Below are 16,369 nucleotides of genomic sequence, written 5' to 3' on the forward strand. Positions count from 1 at the left end.
GCCCTCAGGCCCGGTCCGCGACGCGTTCGCCGAGTAGTCCTTGTGGCCGCAGCAGCAGGACCAGGATGAGCAGCACGAAGGCCCAGACCGGAGCCCAGGCCTGGCCGCCGAGTTGGTGCAGGCCGGGCACGTCGGCGATGTAGGCGGTGGCGAGTGCTTCGGCCAGGCCGAGCACGAGGCCGCCGAGCATGGCGCCGTAGATGTTGCCGATGCCGCCGAGGACGGCGGCGGTGAAGGCCTTGAGGCCGGCCTGGAAGCCCATGTCGAAGCTGACCTGGCCGTAGCGCAGGCCGTAGCAGACGGCGGCGACGGCGGCGAAGAGGGCGCCGATGGCGAAGGCGGTGGCGATGATGCGGTTGGTGTCGATGCCCATCAGCTGTGCGGTGTCCGGGTCCTGGGCGGTGGCCTGCATGGCGCGGCCGGTGCGGGACTTCTGGACGAAGAAGGCCAGGATGATCATGCACAGGGGGGCGGCGAGCACGGTGAACAGGTCGCCGGACTGGATGCTGATGCCGGCGAAGTGCCAGGGGCCGCTGGGGATCTGGGGGAAGACCCGGGGGCTGGTGGCCTTGGGGTAGAGGTTGTGCACGGCTTGCTGGAGGGCGAGCGAGAGGCCGATCGCGGCGATCAGCGGCGCGAGCCGTGGGGCGGTGCGCAGCGGCCGGTAGGCGAATCGTTCGGCGCCGAGGGCGATCAGTACGGCGATCAGGGCGCCGCCGATCAGCATCAACGGCAGTGCGATCCACAGGGTGGTGCCGGCGGGCAGGACGAGGTAGACGGTGAGGGCGCCGAATCCTCCGGTCATGAAGATCTCGCCGTGGGCGAAGTTGATGAGCTGCACGATGCCGTAGACCATGGTGTAGCCGATGGCGATGAGCCCGTATGTCGAGCCTAGGAACAGGCCGTTGGCGAGTTGTTGCGGCAGGGTGTGCACCGCAAGCCTCCATGTCGCTGTGGAGAGGTCGCTGTGGAAGCGGGGCGTCTCGTGGGATGGGGGGCGAGGGACGCGGGGCCGCGGGCGCAGGGGTGTGCGCTCGCGGCCCCGGGGGTCAGGCTGTTCAGCCGGTGAAGGTGCCGGTCTTGACGGAGGCCCACTTGCCGCTCTTGACCTGGTACACGGTCAGCTGCTTGTTGGTGGTGTCGCCGAACTCGTCGAAGGAGACGTGGCCGGCGATGCCGTCGAAGTTGGAGTTCTGCACAGCGGTGACGATCTTGGCGCGGGCGTCGGTGGGCAGCTTGCCGTTGTTGTCGGAGACGACCTTGCCGATGGCCTTGATGATGGCGGTGGCGGCGTCGTAGGAGTAGCCGCCGTAGGTGCCGTAGTCGCCCTGGAGGTTGGCGGCCTTGTACTTGGCGATGAAGTCCTTGGCGGTGTCCAGGGTGTCGATCGGGACGCCGACGGAGGTGACCAGGTCGCCCTCGCTGGCGGGGCCGGCGGTGCTGATGTAGGTGTCGGAGAACATGCCGTCACCGCCGAACAGCGGGATGGTGGAGCCGGCCGCCTTGAGCTGCTTGGAGAGCAGCGAGGACTCGTCGTACTGGCCGCCGTAGTAGAGCAGGTCGGCGCCGGAGTCCTTGATCTTGGTGACCAGGGTGGAGAAGTCCTTGTCGCCGGTCGACACGTGGTCGGTGCCGGCGATGGTGCCGCCGTCCTTGGTGAAGGAGTCCTGGAAGATGGCGGCCAGGCCGGCGCCGTAGGTCTGCTTGTCGTCGACGACGAAGGCCTTCTTCTTGCCCGCGGTGGCGGTGGCGTACTGGGCCGCGAAGGCGCCCTGCAGGGCGTCGGTGGTGGCGGTGCGGAAGTAGGTCTTGAAGCCGCGGACCTTCTTGCCGGTGCCCCAGTCCGGGCCCTGGGTCAGCTTCGGGTTGGTGTTGGAGGGCGAGATCTCGACCAGGTTGGCGGTCGCGAAGACCTGCTGCATCGAGGCTGCCACGCCGGAGTTGAGCGGGCCGACGACGCCGAGCACGGAGCTGTCGGCGACCAGCGAGGTGGCGTTCTGCTGGCCGGTGGCGGGCTGCGCCTGGTCGTCCAGGGCCTTGACCTTGAAGGTGACGCCGGGGACGGTCTTGTTCTTGTTGGCGTCGTCCACGGCGATCTGGACGCCGCCCTGGATGCCCAGGCCGGTGGCGGAGTTCTGGCCGGAGAGCGGCGCGTCGACGGCGATGGTGACGACGGTTCCGCCGGAAGAGTCGCCGGCCTTGCTGCCGCCGCGGGAGCCGCAGGCGGTGACGGTGAGGGCTCCGGTGAGGGCGATGCTCAGGACGAGCAGTGAACGATGACGCACGAGGGTCCCCTTCTGGTGTGAAGGCGGCGGGCCGGGGGCGGCCGGTCGCCAGTTCGCGCGCTGGGGCAGCCCTAAGTGCTGTGCCCGGTCCGGTGGCGCGGTGACTGGCCGTGACTCTAGAACGCTTGAGGCGGCTGGGGCAGGGGTGTGCCGTTGCTGTGATTCTTCTGTTATGAGCACAGCATGCTTTGTCTCAAATATTGGATGATTTGAGGTTCGCTCGGCGGCGCTCTGCCAGGCCTGGGGCGCTCGGCGGCTGATGGGAGCCTTAAAACGGAGAGGTGATGGACGATCCGTCCGGTGTTCGGATATAAGTGTCCGGGACGATTGGGCCGGTCGCGTGCGTCCGAATTCCGGACGTCACGTAGTCCGGGTGGCGCTGGCGGGCCATTCCGCGAAGTGTGCGCGGCGTGTTGGGCAGATTGCTTGGATGTTACGCAGCGTTACAAACGGATGAGTCGGATCCGGAAACGCCGACGCCCCCTCGCTGGCGAGCACCTGCCCAGCGGGGGCGGTGGCCAAACGAGGGGGCGTCGAAGGTGCGGGCGGGCGGCTACAGGTCGCGCAGCGCGCAGGTGAGGCGGCAGCTGGTCAGCCGGCGCCCGGTGTCGTCGGTGACCGCGATCTCGTAGGTGGCGGCGGTGCGGCCCTTGAAGACGGCGGTGGCCACGCCGGTCACCAGGCCGGAGGTGGCCGAGCGGTGGTGGGTGACGTTGAGGTCCACGCCCACCGCGTAGCGGCCCGGTCCGGCGTGCAGCATCGCCCCTATCGAGCCGAGCGTCTCGGCCAGCGCCGCCGAGGCCCCGCCGTGCAGCAGACCGTAGGGCTGCTGGTTGCCCTCCACCGGCATGGTGCCGACCACCCGGTCGCCGGACGCCTCCACCACCCGGATGCCCAGCTTGTCGCCCAGCGTGCCGCCGGAGAAGGTGCTGGGCTCCACTCCGAGCTTGGCGAAGTGGTCGAGCACGTCCTGCGGTACGTCGAGCTTGAGGGGGGCGCGGTCGGTGGGGGGCAGCTCGGTCATCCGTGTCTCTCCTGCCGGTCGAGGGTGGACCGCGGGGGCGGCCCTTTCGTGATCGTACGACTGGCGGGGCCGGTATCCCTGGTGGGGTGCCTCGTGGCTGGTCGGCGTTGTCAGTCACGCGGCCTAGGATCGTGGGCGGCAGTTGGAGTCGGCAGGAACGGACGTTGACGTGGCTACGCAGAGTACGGTGCAGGGCGCGAGCGGTGCTGGCGGGGCTGCGGCCCGGCCCCGGCTGATGCTGCTCGACGGGCACTCCCTGGCCTACCGGGCGTTCTACGCCCTCCCGGTGGAGAACTTCAACACCCAGACCGGCCAGCCGACCAACGCGGTCTACGGCTTCGCCTCGATGGTCTCCAACACCGTGCGCGACGAGGCCCCCACCCACCTCGCGGTGGCCTTCGACGTCTCCCGCAAGACCTTCCGCTCCGAGGAGTTCCCCGACTACAAGGCCAACCGGGCCAAGACGCCGGACGAGTTCCGCAGTCAGGTCGGCCTGATCGGCGAGCTGCTGGACGCGATGAAGGTGCCGCGGATGGCGCTCGAGGGCTTCGAGGCAGACGACATCATCGCCACCCTGGCCACCGCCGCCGAGGCGGCCGGCTTCGAGGTGCTGATCGTCACCGGCGACCGGGACTCGCTGCAGCTGGTCACCGAGCACACCACCGTGCTCTACCCCACCAAGGGCGTCTCCGAGCTGACCCGCTACACCCCCGAAAAGGTCGCCGAGAAGTACGGGGTGACGCCCCGTCAGTACCCGGACCTGGCCGCGCTGCGCGGCGACCCGTCCGACAACCTGCCCGGCATCCCCGGCGTCGGCGAGAAGACCGCCGCCAAGTGGGTCAACCAGTTCGGCTCCTTCGACGAGCTGGTCGCCCGGGCCGACGAGGTCAAGGGCAAGATCGGCGAGAAGCTGCGCGAACACCTCGACTCGGTCAAGCGCAACCGGGTCCTCACCGAGCTGGTCCGCGACGTCGAACTCCCGCTCGGCGTCGACGACCTGGCCCGGGTCCCGTTCGACCGCGAGGCCGTCGGGCAGCTGATGGAGTCGCTGGAGTTCCGCAACCCCAACTTCCGCGAGCGCCTGTTCAACCTGGACGTCGGCGCCGCCGCCGCGGCCGAGCAGGCCGTGGCCGCCCCCGGCGTCGAGGTCGAGGGCGAACTGCTCACCGACCCCGGCACCCTGGCCGCCTGGCTGGAGCAGCACGCGCACGGCACCGTCGCGCTCGCCTCGGTGTACCAGTGGGCGCTGGGCAGCGGCTCGGTCCAGGAGGTGGCGCTGGCCACCGCCGACTCCGCCGCCTGGTTCGACCCGGCCCAGTTGGCCGAGCAGGACGAGCGCGCCTTCGCCGCCTTCCTCGCCGACCCGAAGCAGCCCAAGGCGCTGCACATCGCCAAGCAGGTGATCCGGGCCTTCGCCGAGCAGGGCTGGACGGTCGCCGGGGTCGCCGCCGACACCGCGCTCGCCGCCTACCTGGAGAAGCCCGGCCGGCGCACCTTCACCCTGGAGGTGCTCGCCGAGGAGTACCTGAGCCGCTCGCTGACCCCCGCCGCCGCCGCCGAGAGCGGCCAACTCGCCTTCGACGCACCGGAGGAGGACGCGGCCGCCGGTGCCCAGGCGCTGATGGTCCAGGCCCGCACGGTGCTGGACCTCGCCGAGCTCTTCGACACCCGGCTCGCCGAGGTCGGCGCGGTCGAGCTGATGCACGACATGGAACTGCCGATCGCCGCCCTGCTGGCCCGGATGGAGCGCACCGGCATCGCCGCCGACCGGGAGTGGCTGGACTCGCTGGAGAAGCAGTTCGCCACCGAGATCCAGCGCGTGGTGGAGGAGGCGCACGCCGCCGCCGGACACCCGTTCAACCTCGGCTCGCCCAAGCAGCTGCAGGAGATCCTGTTCGGCGAGCTCAACCTGCCCAAGACCAAGAAGATCAAGACCGGCTACACCACCGACGCCGACGCGCTGACCTGGCTGGCCACCCAGACCGACAACGAGCTGCCGGTCATCCTGCTGCGCCACCGCGACCAGGCGAAGCTGCGCACCACCGTCGAGGGCCTGCTCAAGACCGTCTCGCCGCAGGGCCGGATCCACACCACCTTCAACCAGATGGTCGCCGCCACCGGCCGGCTCTCCTCGCAGGACCCGAACCTGCAGAACATCCCCGTGCGCACCGAGGAGGGCCGGCTGATCCGCCGCGCCTTCGTGGTCGGCGAGGGGTACGAGTCGCTGCTCACCGCCGACTACTCGCAGATCGAACTGCGGATCATGGCCCACCTGTCCGAGGACGAGGCGCTGATCGAGGCCTTTGCCAGCGGCGAGGACCTGCACACCACCGTCGCCTCCTCGGTCTTCTCGGTCGAGCCCGGCGCGGTCGACGCCGAGATGCGCCGCAAGATCAAGGCGATGTCCTACGGCCTGGCCTACGGGCTGTCCGCCTACGGCCTGTCCCAGCAGCTCGGCATCAAGCCGGCCGAGGCGCAGGGCCTGATGGACACCTACTTCGAGCGCTTCGGCGGCGTGCGCGACTACCTGCACCGGGTGGTCGAGGAGGCCCGCGCCACCGGCTACACCGAGACCCTGCTCGGCCGTCGCCGCTACCTGCCCGACCTGACCAGCGACAACCGCCAGCGCCGAGAGATGGCCGAGCGGATGGCGCTCAACGCCCCCGTGCAGGGCTCGGCCGCCGACATCGTCAAGATCGCCATGCTCCGGGTGGAGGAGGAGCTGACCAAGGCCGGGCTGAAGTCCCGGATGCTGCTCCAGGTGCACGACGAAATCGTCCTCGAGCTGGCCCCCGGCGAGCGCGGGCCGGTCGAGAAGATCGTCCGCGACCAGATGGCCGGCGCCTACGACCTGCGCGCCCCGCTGGACGTCTCGGTCGGCATCGGCGCCAACTGGGAGGCCGCCGCGCACTGACGGTACAACTGAGGTAGGGCCGCTGCCGCCGTGCAAGGAGATGAGAGCGATGTACGCACGCTTGAGCACCTACCAGGGTGAGCCGATCGAGGCCGAGATCGACCTCGCCGCCGGCAGCGAACTGCCGATCAAGCAGGTGCGGGAGCTTCCCGGCTTTCGCGGCGTGTACTTCCTGGCCGACCGCGCCTCCGGCAAGACCCTGACCCTCACCCTCTGGGAGGACGAGGCTGCGATGCGTGCCAGCGAGCAGGACGCCACCAAGATCCGCAAGCAGAGCGCCGAACGGGAGCGCACCACCATCCTCTCCGTCGAACGCTTCGAGGTCGGCTTCAGCCGCCTGGAGAGCTGACCACCTCCGTCACTTGCGCGGGTTGGCCCGTCTGGTCGGCTCGGCGGTGGTGGGGTCCTCGGGCCAGGGGTGGCGGGGGTAGCGGCCGCGCAGCTCGGCGCGGACGGCCCGGTAGCCCCCGCGCCAGAAGCCGGCCAGGTCGCCGGTGACGGCGGCGGGGCGTCCGGCCGGGGAGAGCAGGTGGACGGTGAGCGGGACGCGGCCGCCGGCCAGGGCGGGGGCGGCGGCCCAGCCGAAGAGCTCCTGGAGTTTGACGGCCAGCACCGGGCGCTCGCCCGTGTAGTCGACCCGGATCCGGGAGCCGCTGGGCACGGTGATCCGCTCGGGGGCGAGCTCGTCCAGCCGGCCCGCCTCGCCGGTGGCCCAGGGCAGCAGGCGCTGCAGGGCGGCGGTGGTGTCGATCCGGTCCAGGTCGGCCCGGCGGCGGGCCCGGGAGAGCTCCGGCTCCAGCCACTGCTCGGCGGCGGCAAGCAGGGCCGCGTCGCCGACCTGCGGCCAGGGCGCGCCGATCGCGTGGTGCAGGAAGGCCAGACGGGCACGGAGCGAGGCCGCGCCCTCCGGCCAGCGGAGCAGCTCGGTGACGCCCTCGCGGGCCAGACCGTCCAGCAGCGCGGCCCGGACCAGCGCGGGGTCGGGGGCGGTCAGCGGCTCGGTGTCGAGTTCCAGGGCGCCCAGCGCGGTGAGCCGACGGGCCGTCAGCTCGCCGCGACGGCTGCCCGGCGGGGTGGCCCAGCGGACCTCGTCCCGTTCGGTGAGCAGGTGGGCGGCGGCGCGGCGGGCGGTGCTCTCGTCGGTGATCGCGGCGCGCTGGATCCGGGCCGAGGGCGCGCCGGCCGGGCGGTCGGCCACCGCGACGGCCAGCCAGGTTGCGCTGGCCAGAGCGGAGCCGGTGGCGGCCTGCGCGGCGGTGCCCGAGGCCATCAGGAAGGCGTCGCCACGGGCCCGGGCCACCCGTTCGGGGTGGGCGAGGGCGACCAGCAGGCCGGCTGCCGCCGCGTCCGGCACCCCGGTGTCGGGAGCCTGCCCCCCATCCACACGGGCCCCACCCACGCGGGCCCCATCCACACGCGCGTCGTCCACGTGCGCGCGCAGCCGGCGGGTCTCGTCGCGCCAGCGCGCGGCGTACGGGTCGCGGGTACCCCGGACCGCGCGCCAGACCGCTGACAGGTCGTCACCGAGTTCGCGCGGCGGCTCCTCGGAGAGCAGCGCCACCAGCTCGGCCGCCCGCCGGGCCCCCACCAGCGGCGCGCCGTCCAGCAGGGCCCGGGCCAGGCGCGGGTGCAGGCCGGTGCGGGCGAGCCGGCGCCCGCGCTCGGTGACCCGGCCGTCGGCGGGCTGCACCGCGCCCAGCGCGACCAGCACCGCCCGCGCGGCGGCCATCGCCCCGGCGGGCGGCGGGTCGAGCGGGGCCAGCGAGCCGGCGTCCGGGTCGCCCCAGCAGGCGGCCTGCAGTGCGAACGGCGCCAGGTCGGCGAGCGCGATCTCCGGGGCGGCGAAGCGCGGCGCCCGGGCGTCCTCGACCTCGGCCCAGCAGCGGTACGCGACACCCGGCGCCTCGCGGCCGGCCCGCCCGGCCCGCTGGCGTCCGGCGGCCAGCGAGGAGCGCACGGTGACCAGCGCGGCCAGCCCGCGCGCGTGGTCGGTGCGCGGTTCCCGGGTGAGCCCGCTGTCCACCACGATCCGCACACCGGGCACGGTCAGCGAGGACTCCGCCACCGAGGTCGCCAGGATCACCCGGCGCCGCTGACCGACCGTCAGCGCGGCGTCCTGCACGGCGGCCGGCGCCCGCCCGTGCAGTTGCAGGACCTCCGCGTCCACCCCGGCCAGCTGCCCCGCGACCCGGGCGATCTCGCCGACGCCGGGCAGGAAGCAGAGCACGTCCCCCTGATGCTCCGCCAGCGCCTGCCGGACCACCGCCGCGACATGGGCCAGCAGCGCCGGGTCGGTCCTGGTCCCCCGCGGGGGGCGCGCGGCGCGCGGCGGCGGCGCCCAGCGGATCTCGACGGGGTGCGCGACTCCGTGCGCTTCCACCACCTCGGCGCCGCCCAGCAGTTCGGCCCAGGCCGCGGTGTCCGAGGTCGCCGAGGCGACCAGCACCCGCAGCTCGGGCCGCAGCGCGGCGCGCACGTCCAGCAGGAAGGCCAGCGCGGTGTCGGCGTCCAGGTGCCGCTCGTGGCACTCGTCCAGCAGCACCACGTCCACGCCCGGCAGTTCGGGATCGCGCTGGAGTCGCTGGAGCAGCACACCGGTGGTGACCACCTCGACCACGGTGGCCGGCCCGACCACCCGCTCCCCGCGCACCGTGTGCCCCACCCGACCGCCTGGCTGCTCGCCGAGCAGCCAGGCCATCCGCCGCGCCGCCGCCCGCACCGCCAGCCGCCGCGGCTCGGCGACCAGCACCCGGCGCACCGGGGCGCCGGCCTCCAGCAGCCCGGCCAACGCCAGCGGGACCAGGGTGGTCTTGCCGGTGCCGGGCGGGGCCGAGAGCACGGCGACCCCGGCCGAGTCGAGCGCGGTGGTGAGCGCGGGCAGCGCGGAGCGGACGGGCAGCTCGGCGGAGTGGACGGGCAGCTGGACAGTCACAGCGGCAAGTATTCAGCCCCGCTGGGCCACGAAGATCGCGGTCCCGGGAATGTGCCGCCCGCGCAGCGGACTCCAGCCGCCCCACTCCGAGGTCAGCCCGGCCGGCCACTCCGGCTCGACCAGGTCCAGCAGGGTGAATCCGGCCGCGACCAGCTCCCGGACCCGGTCGCCGAGGGTGCGGTGGTGCTCCACGTAGCTGGCCCGCCCCTGCTCGTCCTGCTCCACGTACGGCGTGCGGTCGAAGTAGCTGCCGCTCGCGGTCAGCCCCTCCTCGCCCGGCTCGTCCGGGAACGCCCAGCGGATCGGGTGGGTGGTGGAGAAGACCCAGCGCGCACCCGGGCGCAGCACCCGGTGCACCTCGCGCATCAGCCGGGCGGTGTCCGCGCTGAACGGGACCGCCCCGTAGGCGGAGCAGGCCAGGTCGAAGGAGCCGTCGGCGAACGGCAGCACGGCCGCGTCCGCCTGCACCAGGGGGAGCGGCCGCTGGTCGCGGGAGAGGTCGATCCGGCGGGCGTGCTGCAGCTGGCGGTAGGAGAGGTCGAGCGCGACCGGGCGGGCGCCCTGGGCGGTCAGCCAGCGCGAGCACTGGGCGGCGCCGGCGCCGATCTCCAGCACGTCCAGGCCGCGGACCTCGCCGAGCAGCCGGGCGTCGGCCTCGTCCAGGCCCTCGGGGCACCAGACGAACCGGTCGTCACCGAGGAAGGCACCGTGCTCGTCCTGGTACTCGTCGGCGTTGCGGTCCCACCACAGCCGGTTGGCCCGGCTGCTCTCGGCGGCCTCGGCCGGGCGGCGCAGGGCGAGGTCCTCCGCCTCCTCGCGGTCGGCCTTGCCGGGGGTGGTGTCCAACGTCATCATGCGCCTCGCGTAGGGTATGGGGTGCGGAAAGCGCCGCTGCGTGGGACCGGCCCCTGGGGGTCGGGATCAGGCGGTGGCATCCGGGGAGAAGGGCCCCTGAGGCTGCCACTCCGCACGTCGGCCGGAAGGCCGCGTGAGGTGCGCAGTTGGAGGATATGGCCTGATCCATACCGGCCTGGACGGTCTCGTCAGCTTCGACGTTGACCGTGCCTGGCTGTCCCCGTATGCTACAAGTTGCGCTGCGGGCCTGCGCGCCTCGGACGGAGCAGGTCGCGCTCGCATCTGTCGAAGACCTCCAGGGCTTTTCGGTGGTAGCGAATACGGGCCCCCGCGTGGCATTACCTACGACTTCATGTCCGTACCGGAGCCCTTTTCCTAATGACGAGCCCCACCGACACCTCTGTCAGCACCACCCCGCAGGTCGCGGTCAACGACATCGGCGACGCGGAAGCGTTCCTCGCGGCGATCGACGAGACCATCAAGTACTTCAACGATGGCGACATCGTTGAGGGCATCATCGTGAAGGTCGACCGTGACGAGGTGCTCCTCGACATCGGTTACAAGACCGAGGGTGTCATCCCCTCCCGCGAGCTCTCGATCAAGCACGACGTCGACCCGCACGAGGTCGTCAAGGTCGGCGACGAGATCGAGGCCCTGGTTCTCCAGAAGGAGGACAAGGAGGGTCGTCTGATCCTGTCCAAGAAGCGCGCGCAGTACGAGCGCGCCTGGGGCACGATCGAGAAGATCAAGGAAGAGGACGGGATCGTCACCGGTACCGTCATCGAGGTCGTCAAGGGTGGTCTCATCCTCGACATCGGCCTCCGCGGCTTCCTCCCGGCCTCGCTGGTCGAGATGCGCCGCGTGCGCGACCTGCAGCCCTACGTGGGCAAGGAGCTCGAGGCCAAGATCATCGAGCTGGACAAGAACCGCAACAACGTGGTCCTGTCCCGCCGTGCCTGGCTGGAGCAGACCCAGAGCGAGGTCCGCCAGACCTTCCTCACCACCCTGCAGAAGGGCCAGGTGCGCTCCGGCGTCGTCTCCTCGATCGTCAACTTCGGTGCCTTCGTGGACCTGGGCGGCGTCGACGGTCTCGTCCACGTCTCCGAGCTGTCCTGGAAGCACATCGACCACCCGTCCGAGGTTGTCGAGGTCGGCCAGGAGGTCACCGTCGAGGTTCTCGACGTTGACATGGACCGCGAGCGCGTCTCCCTGTCGCTGAAGGCGACCCAGGAGGACCCGTGGCAGCAGTTCGCCCGGACCCACCAGATCGGTCAGGTCGTCCCGGGTAAGGTCACCAAGCTGGTTCCGTTCGGTGCGTTCGTCCGCGTGGACGAGGGCATCGAGGGCCTGGTCCACATCTCCGAGCTGGCCGAGCGCCACGTCGAGATCCCGGAGCAGGTCGTCCAGGTCGGCGACGAGATCTTCGTCAAGGTCATCGACATCGACCTCGAGCGTCGCCGCATCAGCCTCTCGCTGAAGCAGGCCAACGAGGCCCTGGGTGCCAACCCGGCCGAGGTCGAGTTCGACCCGACCCTGTACGGCATGGCTGCCTCCTACGACGACGCGGGCAACTACATCTACCCGGAGGGCTTCGACCCCGAGGCGAACGACTGGCTGCCCGGCTTCGAGAAGCAGCGTGAGGAGTGGGAGCGCCAGTACGCCGAGGCGCAGGCCCGCTTCGAGCAGCACCAGGCCCAGGTCATCAAGAGCCGCGAGGCCGACGCCGAGGCCGCTGCCGAGGGTGGCGACGCTGTTGCCGCCGCTGCCGGTGGCTCCTACTCGTCCTCCAGCGACGAGGGCTCCGGCGCTCTCGCCTCGGACGAGGCGCTGGCTGCCCTGCGCGAGAAGCTGGCCGGCGGCCAGAGCTGAAACGCGTAGTGCTGTGAGGCACTGAGCTGGAACACAGGTCCCCACCCGGTCTCCGGGTGGGGACCTGTGGCGTTTCCTGTGGCGTTTCCGGTGACAACTCCTGTCGCGTTTCCGGTGGTGTTTGCTGCCGGTTGCGGCGCGCGCACTCCGTGTTCGTGTGCGGATCGTCCCTGTTCAACTGCGGAAAGCTTTGTGACCAGGGGCTCACTGCGTTTTTATGGGTCTTTTAGGACAGAACACCTAGCTTGGGATGAGTTGCCCGACGGGCTCTCCCCGTCCCGAACGCTAGGCAGACACCGCTTGATGCGCCTCCTTGCCGCTCCTCCCACCACCCCCGCCGCCGCTCCCGGCCGGCTCGCCGCCCTCGGGCGGGCCTGCCGTCGCCACCGGCGCTGGGTGCTGGCGTTCTGGGTGACCGTCCTCGCGCTGGGCGTGCTGATCGGGGGCCGGGTCTTCGAGGGCTCGGTCGCCCACACCGCCTCCGGGGGCGCCGAATCCGCCAAGGGCACCGCCGTGGTCGCCGCCGCCGACCCCTCGGCGGGCAGCATCACCGCCGTGGTCAGCGGCGAGCCGGTGGACACCTCCGCGGTGCGCGACGCCGTCACCGGCACCGCCCAGGACGTCGCCAAGCTGCCCGGCGTGCTCTCGGTGGCCGACGCCTACCAGGGCGGCGCCGGGGCGAGCGCGCTGCGGTCGGCCGACGGCAACGCGAGCCTGGTCTCGGTGCGGATGGCCGACGGGGCCACCAGCAAGCAGCAGGACGCGGTCGGCCAGCGCCTCGCGGCCCTGCACGCGCCCGGCACCCAGGTGACCGTCGGCGGGGACCTGGTGGTCCAGCAGGAGGTCAAGGCGCAGACCCAGTCCGACACCACCTTCGGCGAGATCGTCACGCTGCCGCTCACCCTGGTGGTGATGGTGCTGGTCTTCGGCGGGCTCGCGGCGGCCAGCCTGCCGGTGATCGGCGCGGTCGCCTCGGTCGGTGGCGCGCTGCTGGCCATGTTCGGGTTCAGCCGGATCATGGACCTGGACACCTCGGTCCTGCCGATCGCCACCGTGCTGGGCCTGGGGCTGTCGATCGACTACGCGCTGCTGATGGTCAACCGGTTCCGGGAGGAACGCGGCCGCGGCGCGGAGATCGCCGCCGCCATCGAACGCACCACCGCCACCGCCGGCCGCACCGTGGCCTTCTCCGGGCTGACCGTGGCGGTCGCGCTGAGTGGGCTCTTCGTCTTCACCAGCCCGGTCTTCCGGGCCGTCGCGGCCGCCGGGGTCAGCGTGGTGGTGATCGCGGTGCTCGCCGCGCTCACCCTGGTGCCCGCGCTGCTCGGCTTCGCCGGGCACCGGATCAAGCCGCCCAAGCACCGCGAGCCCGACGAGGGCTTCTTCGCCTGCACCGTGCGCCTGGTGCAGCGCCGGGCGGTGCCGGTCGCGCTGGTCTGCGTGGCGCTGCTGATGGCCGCCGGCGCCCCCTTCCTGAGCGCCCAGATGCGCAGCACCGGAGCGGCCGCGCTGCCCAGCGGCTCGGCGGGCCGGCAGGTCGCCGAGATGGTGCAGCAGCGCTTCCCGCAGACCGCTGCGGCGCCGGTGACCGTGGTGGTGCAGGGCAGTGAGCAGGCCGCCGAGCAGTACGCCGACCAGGTGGTGGCCAAGCTGCCCGGGGTGGCCGGGGTACGGGCGGTGCAGCCGGTGAGTGCGCAGCTGAGCACCGTCGAGGTGCTGGTGCACGGTGATCCGCAGGGCGCGCAGGCCAAACGGGTGGTGGGCGAGCTGCGGGAGCACCGGGGCGGGCTGAACACCTATGTGACCGGGGACGCGGCGAGCGTGGTCGACTTCCAGCACGAGCTGAGCAGTCGTGGGCCGTGGGCGCTGGGGCTGGTCGCGGTCGGGACGCTGGTGCTGCTCTTCCTGATGACCGGCTCGGTGGTGATGCCCGTCAAGGCGCTGCTGATGAACCTGCTCTCGCTGGGGTGTTCGCTCGGCGCGCTGACCCTGGTCTTCCAGCACGGCTGGTTCGCCGGGCTGCTCGGCTTCACCCCGACCGGGGGGTTGGAGACCTTCATCCCGGTGCTGGTCTTCGCCTTCGCCTTCGGTCTCTCGATGGACTACGAGGTCTTCCTGCTGGCCCGGATCAAGGAGCTGCGGGACCAGGGGTACGGCTGTCGCGAGGCGGTCCAACTCGGCCTGCAACGCAGCGGGAGGATCATCACCTCGGCGGCGCTGCTGATGGTGATCGTCTTCGCCGGGTTCGCGGCCGGGCAGATGCTGATGGTCAAGGAGATGGGCATCGCGCTGGCGGTGGCCGTCGCGGTGGACGCGACGCTGGTGCGCTGTCTGCTGGTCCCGGCCGCGATGTCCTTCTTCGGCGAGTTCAACTGGTGGGCGCCGGCGCCGCTGCGCCGGCTGTACGCCAGGTTCGGGCTGCGCGAGCACGTGGCGCTGCCGCCGCTGGAGGAGGAGACCCCGACGGTGAGCGTGCCGGCGCCGCGCAGCCCGGTGGCGGAGCTCGCTACTCGTTGACGCAGGCGTTGCCGAAGCCCGAGTTCAGCGCCCCGCCGAGGTTGGCGGTGTCGCAGGCCGCCGCGGCGCCCGCACCGGCCAGGATCAGGCCGCACAGGGCGGCGGCGACGAGCAGCGAGTTGCGCAGGGTGGTCACGGCGGGTCCTTAGAGCTCAGGGGGGACGGTGCGCCCTGCTCAACGCGTGACGGGGGCAAAGGTGTCTCAGGCGAGTCGGCGCAGCAGCTGCACGGCCTGGTGCAGGGTGAGCTGCTCCTCAGGGGAGAGGTCGCGGCTGATCGTGGTGGCGAGCCGGTTCTCCCGACGGGTGCGCTGGTCGTGCAGGGTGGCCACGCCCGCCTCGGTGGCGTGCAGCACGAGCTTGCGGCCGTCGGTGGGGTGCGGCTGCTGGCCGATCAGGCCGGCCTGGAGCAGCTGGTGCACCGTGCGGGCCATCGACTGGTGCCGCACCCGCTGGCGCTCGGCCAGCTCGGCGGTGGTGTGCGGGCCCTCGCGGACCAGCCAGCCCAGTGCTCCCAGCTGCGGCTGCGGCAGCACCGAGTCGGCCGCGCGGACGTGGCGGACCAGCTCGCCCAGGGCGGCGCGCAGTTCGGCGGCCAGCAGCAGTGGGTCGATCTCGGTGGTCATGGCTCCACTGTAGTCCTACAGGAAAACTGTGCAGCACTACTGTGCAGCTGTGCTGTAGTCTTTTCCCATGCGACTGACCAAGTTCGGACATGCCTGCGTACGGATCGAACAGAACGGGACGACCGTGGTCATCGACCCCGGGATGTTCACCGAACCCGAGGCGACCCGGGGCGCCGACGCCCTGCTCATCACCCACGAGCACGCCGACCACTTCGCCGAGGACCGGATCCGCGCGGCCCTGGAGGCCAACCCCGGCCTGAAGATCTGGACCAACCGCGCGGTGGCCGACCAGCTGACCGGCCTCGGCGGCGCGGTCACCGTGGTGGGCGCCGGGGACGCCTTCGAGGTCGGCGGGATCGACGTCTCGGTGCACGGCGAATGGCACGCCGAGATCCACCGCGACGTGCCGCTGGTGCGCAACATCGGCTTCCTGCTGGGCGGGACGCTCTTCCACCCCGGCGACGCGCTCACCGTGCCCGAGCAGCCGGTGCAGACCCTGCTGGTGCCGCTCTCCTCGCCCTGGAACAAGATCGGCGAGCTGGTCGACTACATCCGCGAGGTCAAGCCCGGGCAGGCAGTGGGCATCCACGACGTGCTGCTCAGCGAGATCGGCCTCGGGCTCGGCGGCTGGTTGAGCCAGGACCAGCCGGGCACCGGGGCGCCGTACGCGCACCTGGCCTCGGGTGAGTCGCTGGAACTGGCGGCCGAGTAGTCTGCCGCCATGCGGAAGATCGGACTGACGGGCGGAATCGGAGCCGGCAAGAGCGCGGTCTCCCAGCTGCTGGCCTCCTACGGGGCGGTGCTGGTCGACTCCGACCTGCTCGCCCGCGAGGTGGTGGCCCCGGGCACTCCCGGACTCGCGGCCGTGGTCGAGGAGTTCGGCCCGGGGGTGCTCGGCCCGGACGGTGCACTGGACCGCCCGGCCCTCGGCGCGATCGTCTTCGCCGACCCGGCGCGACTCCAGGCGCTGAACGCGATCGTGCACCCGCTGGTCCGGGCCCGCTCCGCCGAACTCGAGGCGGCCGCCGCACCCGACGCCGTGGTGGTGCACGACGTGCCGCTGCTCGCCGAGAACGGCCTCGCCCCGCTCTACGACCGGGTGATCGTGGTCGACGCGAGCGAGCAGGTCCGGCTCGACCGCCTGGTGCGGCTGCGCGGCATGGCCGAGCAGGAGGCGCGGGCCCGGATGGCCGCCCAGGCCACCCGCGAGCAGCGGCTCGCCGTCGCGGACTTCGTGGTGGCGAACAACGGCTCCCTGGCCGAGCTCGAACAGCAGGTCAAGGCTGTCTGGGAGCAGCTGACCGCCTAGGGCCTGTCCGGCCCTTCGACGCCGCCGGCCCGTGCGCGA

13 protein-coding genes are annotated in these 16,369 nt (G+C 71.9%); 6 read left to right on the forward strand and 7 right to left on the reverse strand.

Translation table 11 applies throughout. The features are described from left to right. Positions 1 to 4 precede the first annotated feature (4 nt). From BR98_RS32000 to BR98_RS32010, 3 genes are all read right to left on the reverse strand, one after another. Positions 5 to 934 (reverse strand): branched-chain amino acid ABC transporter permease, encoded by a 930-nt coding sequence (locus tag BR98_RS32000; RefSeq protein ID WP_035850367.1) that lies wholly within the window; start codon positions 932 to 934, stop codon positions 5 to 7. Between the two features lie 124 nt (positions 935 to 1,058). Next, entirely contained in the window at positions 1,059 to 2,285 is a 1,227-nt protein-coding gene (locus BR98_RS32005) for a branched-chain amino acid ABC transporter substrate-binding protein (RefSeq protein WP_051970578.1), read from the reverse strand. 553 nt (positions 2,286 to 2,838) lie between these two features. After that, positions 2,839 to 3,309, reverse strand: coding sequence for a PaaI family thioesterase (locus BR98_RS32010; protein WP_035850371.1), 471 nt, complete (start codon positions 3,307 to 3,309; stop codon positions 2,839 to 2,841). Between the two features lie 235 nt (positions 3,310 to 3,544). Here BR98_RS32010 and polA point away from each other — a divergent pair, with 235 nt between their 5' ends. Next, on the forward strand, positions 3,545 to 6,223 hold the full coding sequence (gene polA / locus BR98_RS32015) for a DNA polymerase I (protein WP_035850375.1): 2,679 nt from the start codon (positions 3,545 to 3,547) through the stop codon (positions 6,221 to 6,223). A 49-nt stretch (positions 6,224 to 6,272) separates the two neighbouring features. Next, positions 6,273 to 6,572, forward strand: a complete 300-nt coding sequence (locus BR98_RS32020) for a hypothetical protein (RefSeq protein ID WP_035850379.1) — start codon at positions 6,273 to 6,275, stop codon at positions 6,570 to 6,572. A 9-nt stretch (positions 6,573 to 6,581) separates the two neighbouring features. Here the strand turns inward: BR98_RS32020 and hrpB are convergent, their stop codons facing one another. After that, entirely contained in the window at positions 6,582 to 9,155 is a 2,574-nt protein-coding gene (gene hrpB, locus BR98_RS32025; protein WP_232247747.1) for an ATP-dependent helicase HrpB, read from the reverse strand. A gap of 12 nt (positions 9,156 to 9,167) precedes the next feature. Further along, entirely contained in the window at positions 9,168 to 10,010 is an 843-nt protein-coding gene (locus BR98_RS32030) for a class I SAM-dependent methyltransferase (protein ID WP_051970582.1), read from the reverse strand. A gap of 378 nt (positions 10,011 to 10,388) precedes the next feature. Here BR98_RS32030 and rpsA point away from each other — a divergent pair, with 378 nt between their 5' ends. Next, entirely contained in the window at positions 10,389 to 11,879 is a 1,491-nt protein-coding gene (gene rpsA / locus BR98_RS32035) for a 30S ribosomal protein S1 (RefSeq protein WP_035850388.1), read from the forward strand. A 303-nt stretch (positions 11,880 to 12,182) separates the two neighbouring features. Then, on the forward strand, positions 12,183 to 14,396 hold the full coding sequence (locus BR98_RS32040) for an MMPL family transporter (RefSeq protein ID WP_051970584.1): 2,214 nt from the start codon (positions 12,183 to 12,185) through the stop codon (positions 14,394 to 14,396). On the opposite strand, the gene BR98_RS39835 is transcribed toward BR98_RS32040, so the two are convergent. Together BR98_RS39835 and BR98_RS32045 are read right to left on the reverse strand one after the other, a co-directional pair. Next, on the reverse strand, positions 14,386 to 14,532 hold the full coding sequence (locus tag BR98_RS39835) for a hypothetical protein (protein ID WP_157538015.1): 147 nt from the start codon (positions 14,530 to 14,532) through the stop codon (positions 14,386 to 14,388). The two genes, BR98_RS32040 and BR98_RS39835, sit on opposite strands and share 11 nt — an antisense overlap. Positions 14,533 to 14,598: 66 nt before the next feature. After that, positions 14,599 to 15,021, reverse strand: a complete 423-nt coding sequence (locus BR98_RS32045; protein ID WP_232247749.1) for a MarR family winged helix-turn-helix transcriptional regulator — start codon at positions 15,019 to 15,021, stop codon at positions 14,599 to 14,601. A 67-nt stretch (positions 15,022 to 15,088) separates the two neighbouring features. On the opposite strand from BR98_RS32045, the gene BR98_RS32050 reads away from it, so the two are divergent. Both BR98_RS32050 and coaE read left to right on the forward strand, forming a co-directional pair. Beyond that, positions 15,089 to 15,733: an MBL fold metallo-hydrolase gene (locus tag BR98_RS32050; RefSeq protein ID WP_035850391.1), complete on the forward strand. Its 645-nt coding sequence runs from the start codon at positions 15,089 to 15,091 to the stop codon at positions 15,731 to 15,733. A gap of 9 nt (positions 15,734 to 15,742) precedes the next feature. Further along, on the forward strand, positions 15,743 to 16,330 hold the full coding sequence (gene coaE, locus BR98_RS32055; RefSeq protein ID WP_035850394.1) for a dephospho-CoA kinase: 588 nt from the start codon (positions 15,743 to 15,745) through the stop codon (positions 16,328 to 16,330). Positions 16,331 to 16,369: the final 39 nt, after the last annotated feature.

It is taken from the genome of Kitasatospora azatica KCTC 9699 (genome assembly GCF_000744785.1).
GTDB lineage: Bacteria > Actinomycetota > Actinomycetes > Streptomycetales > Streptomycetaceae > Kitasatospora > Kitasatospora azatica.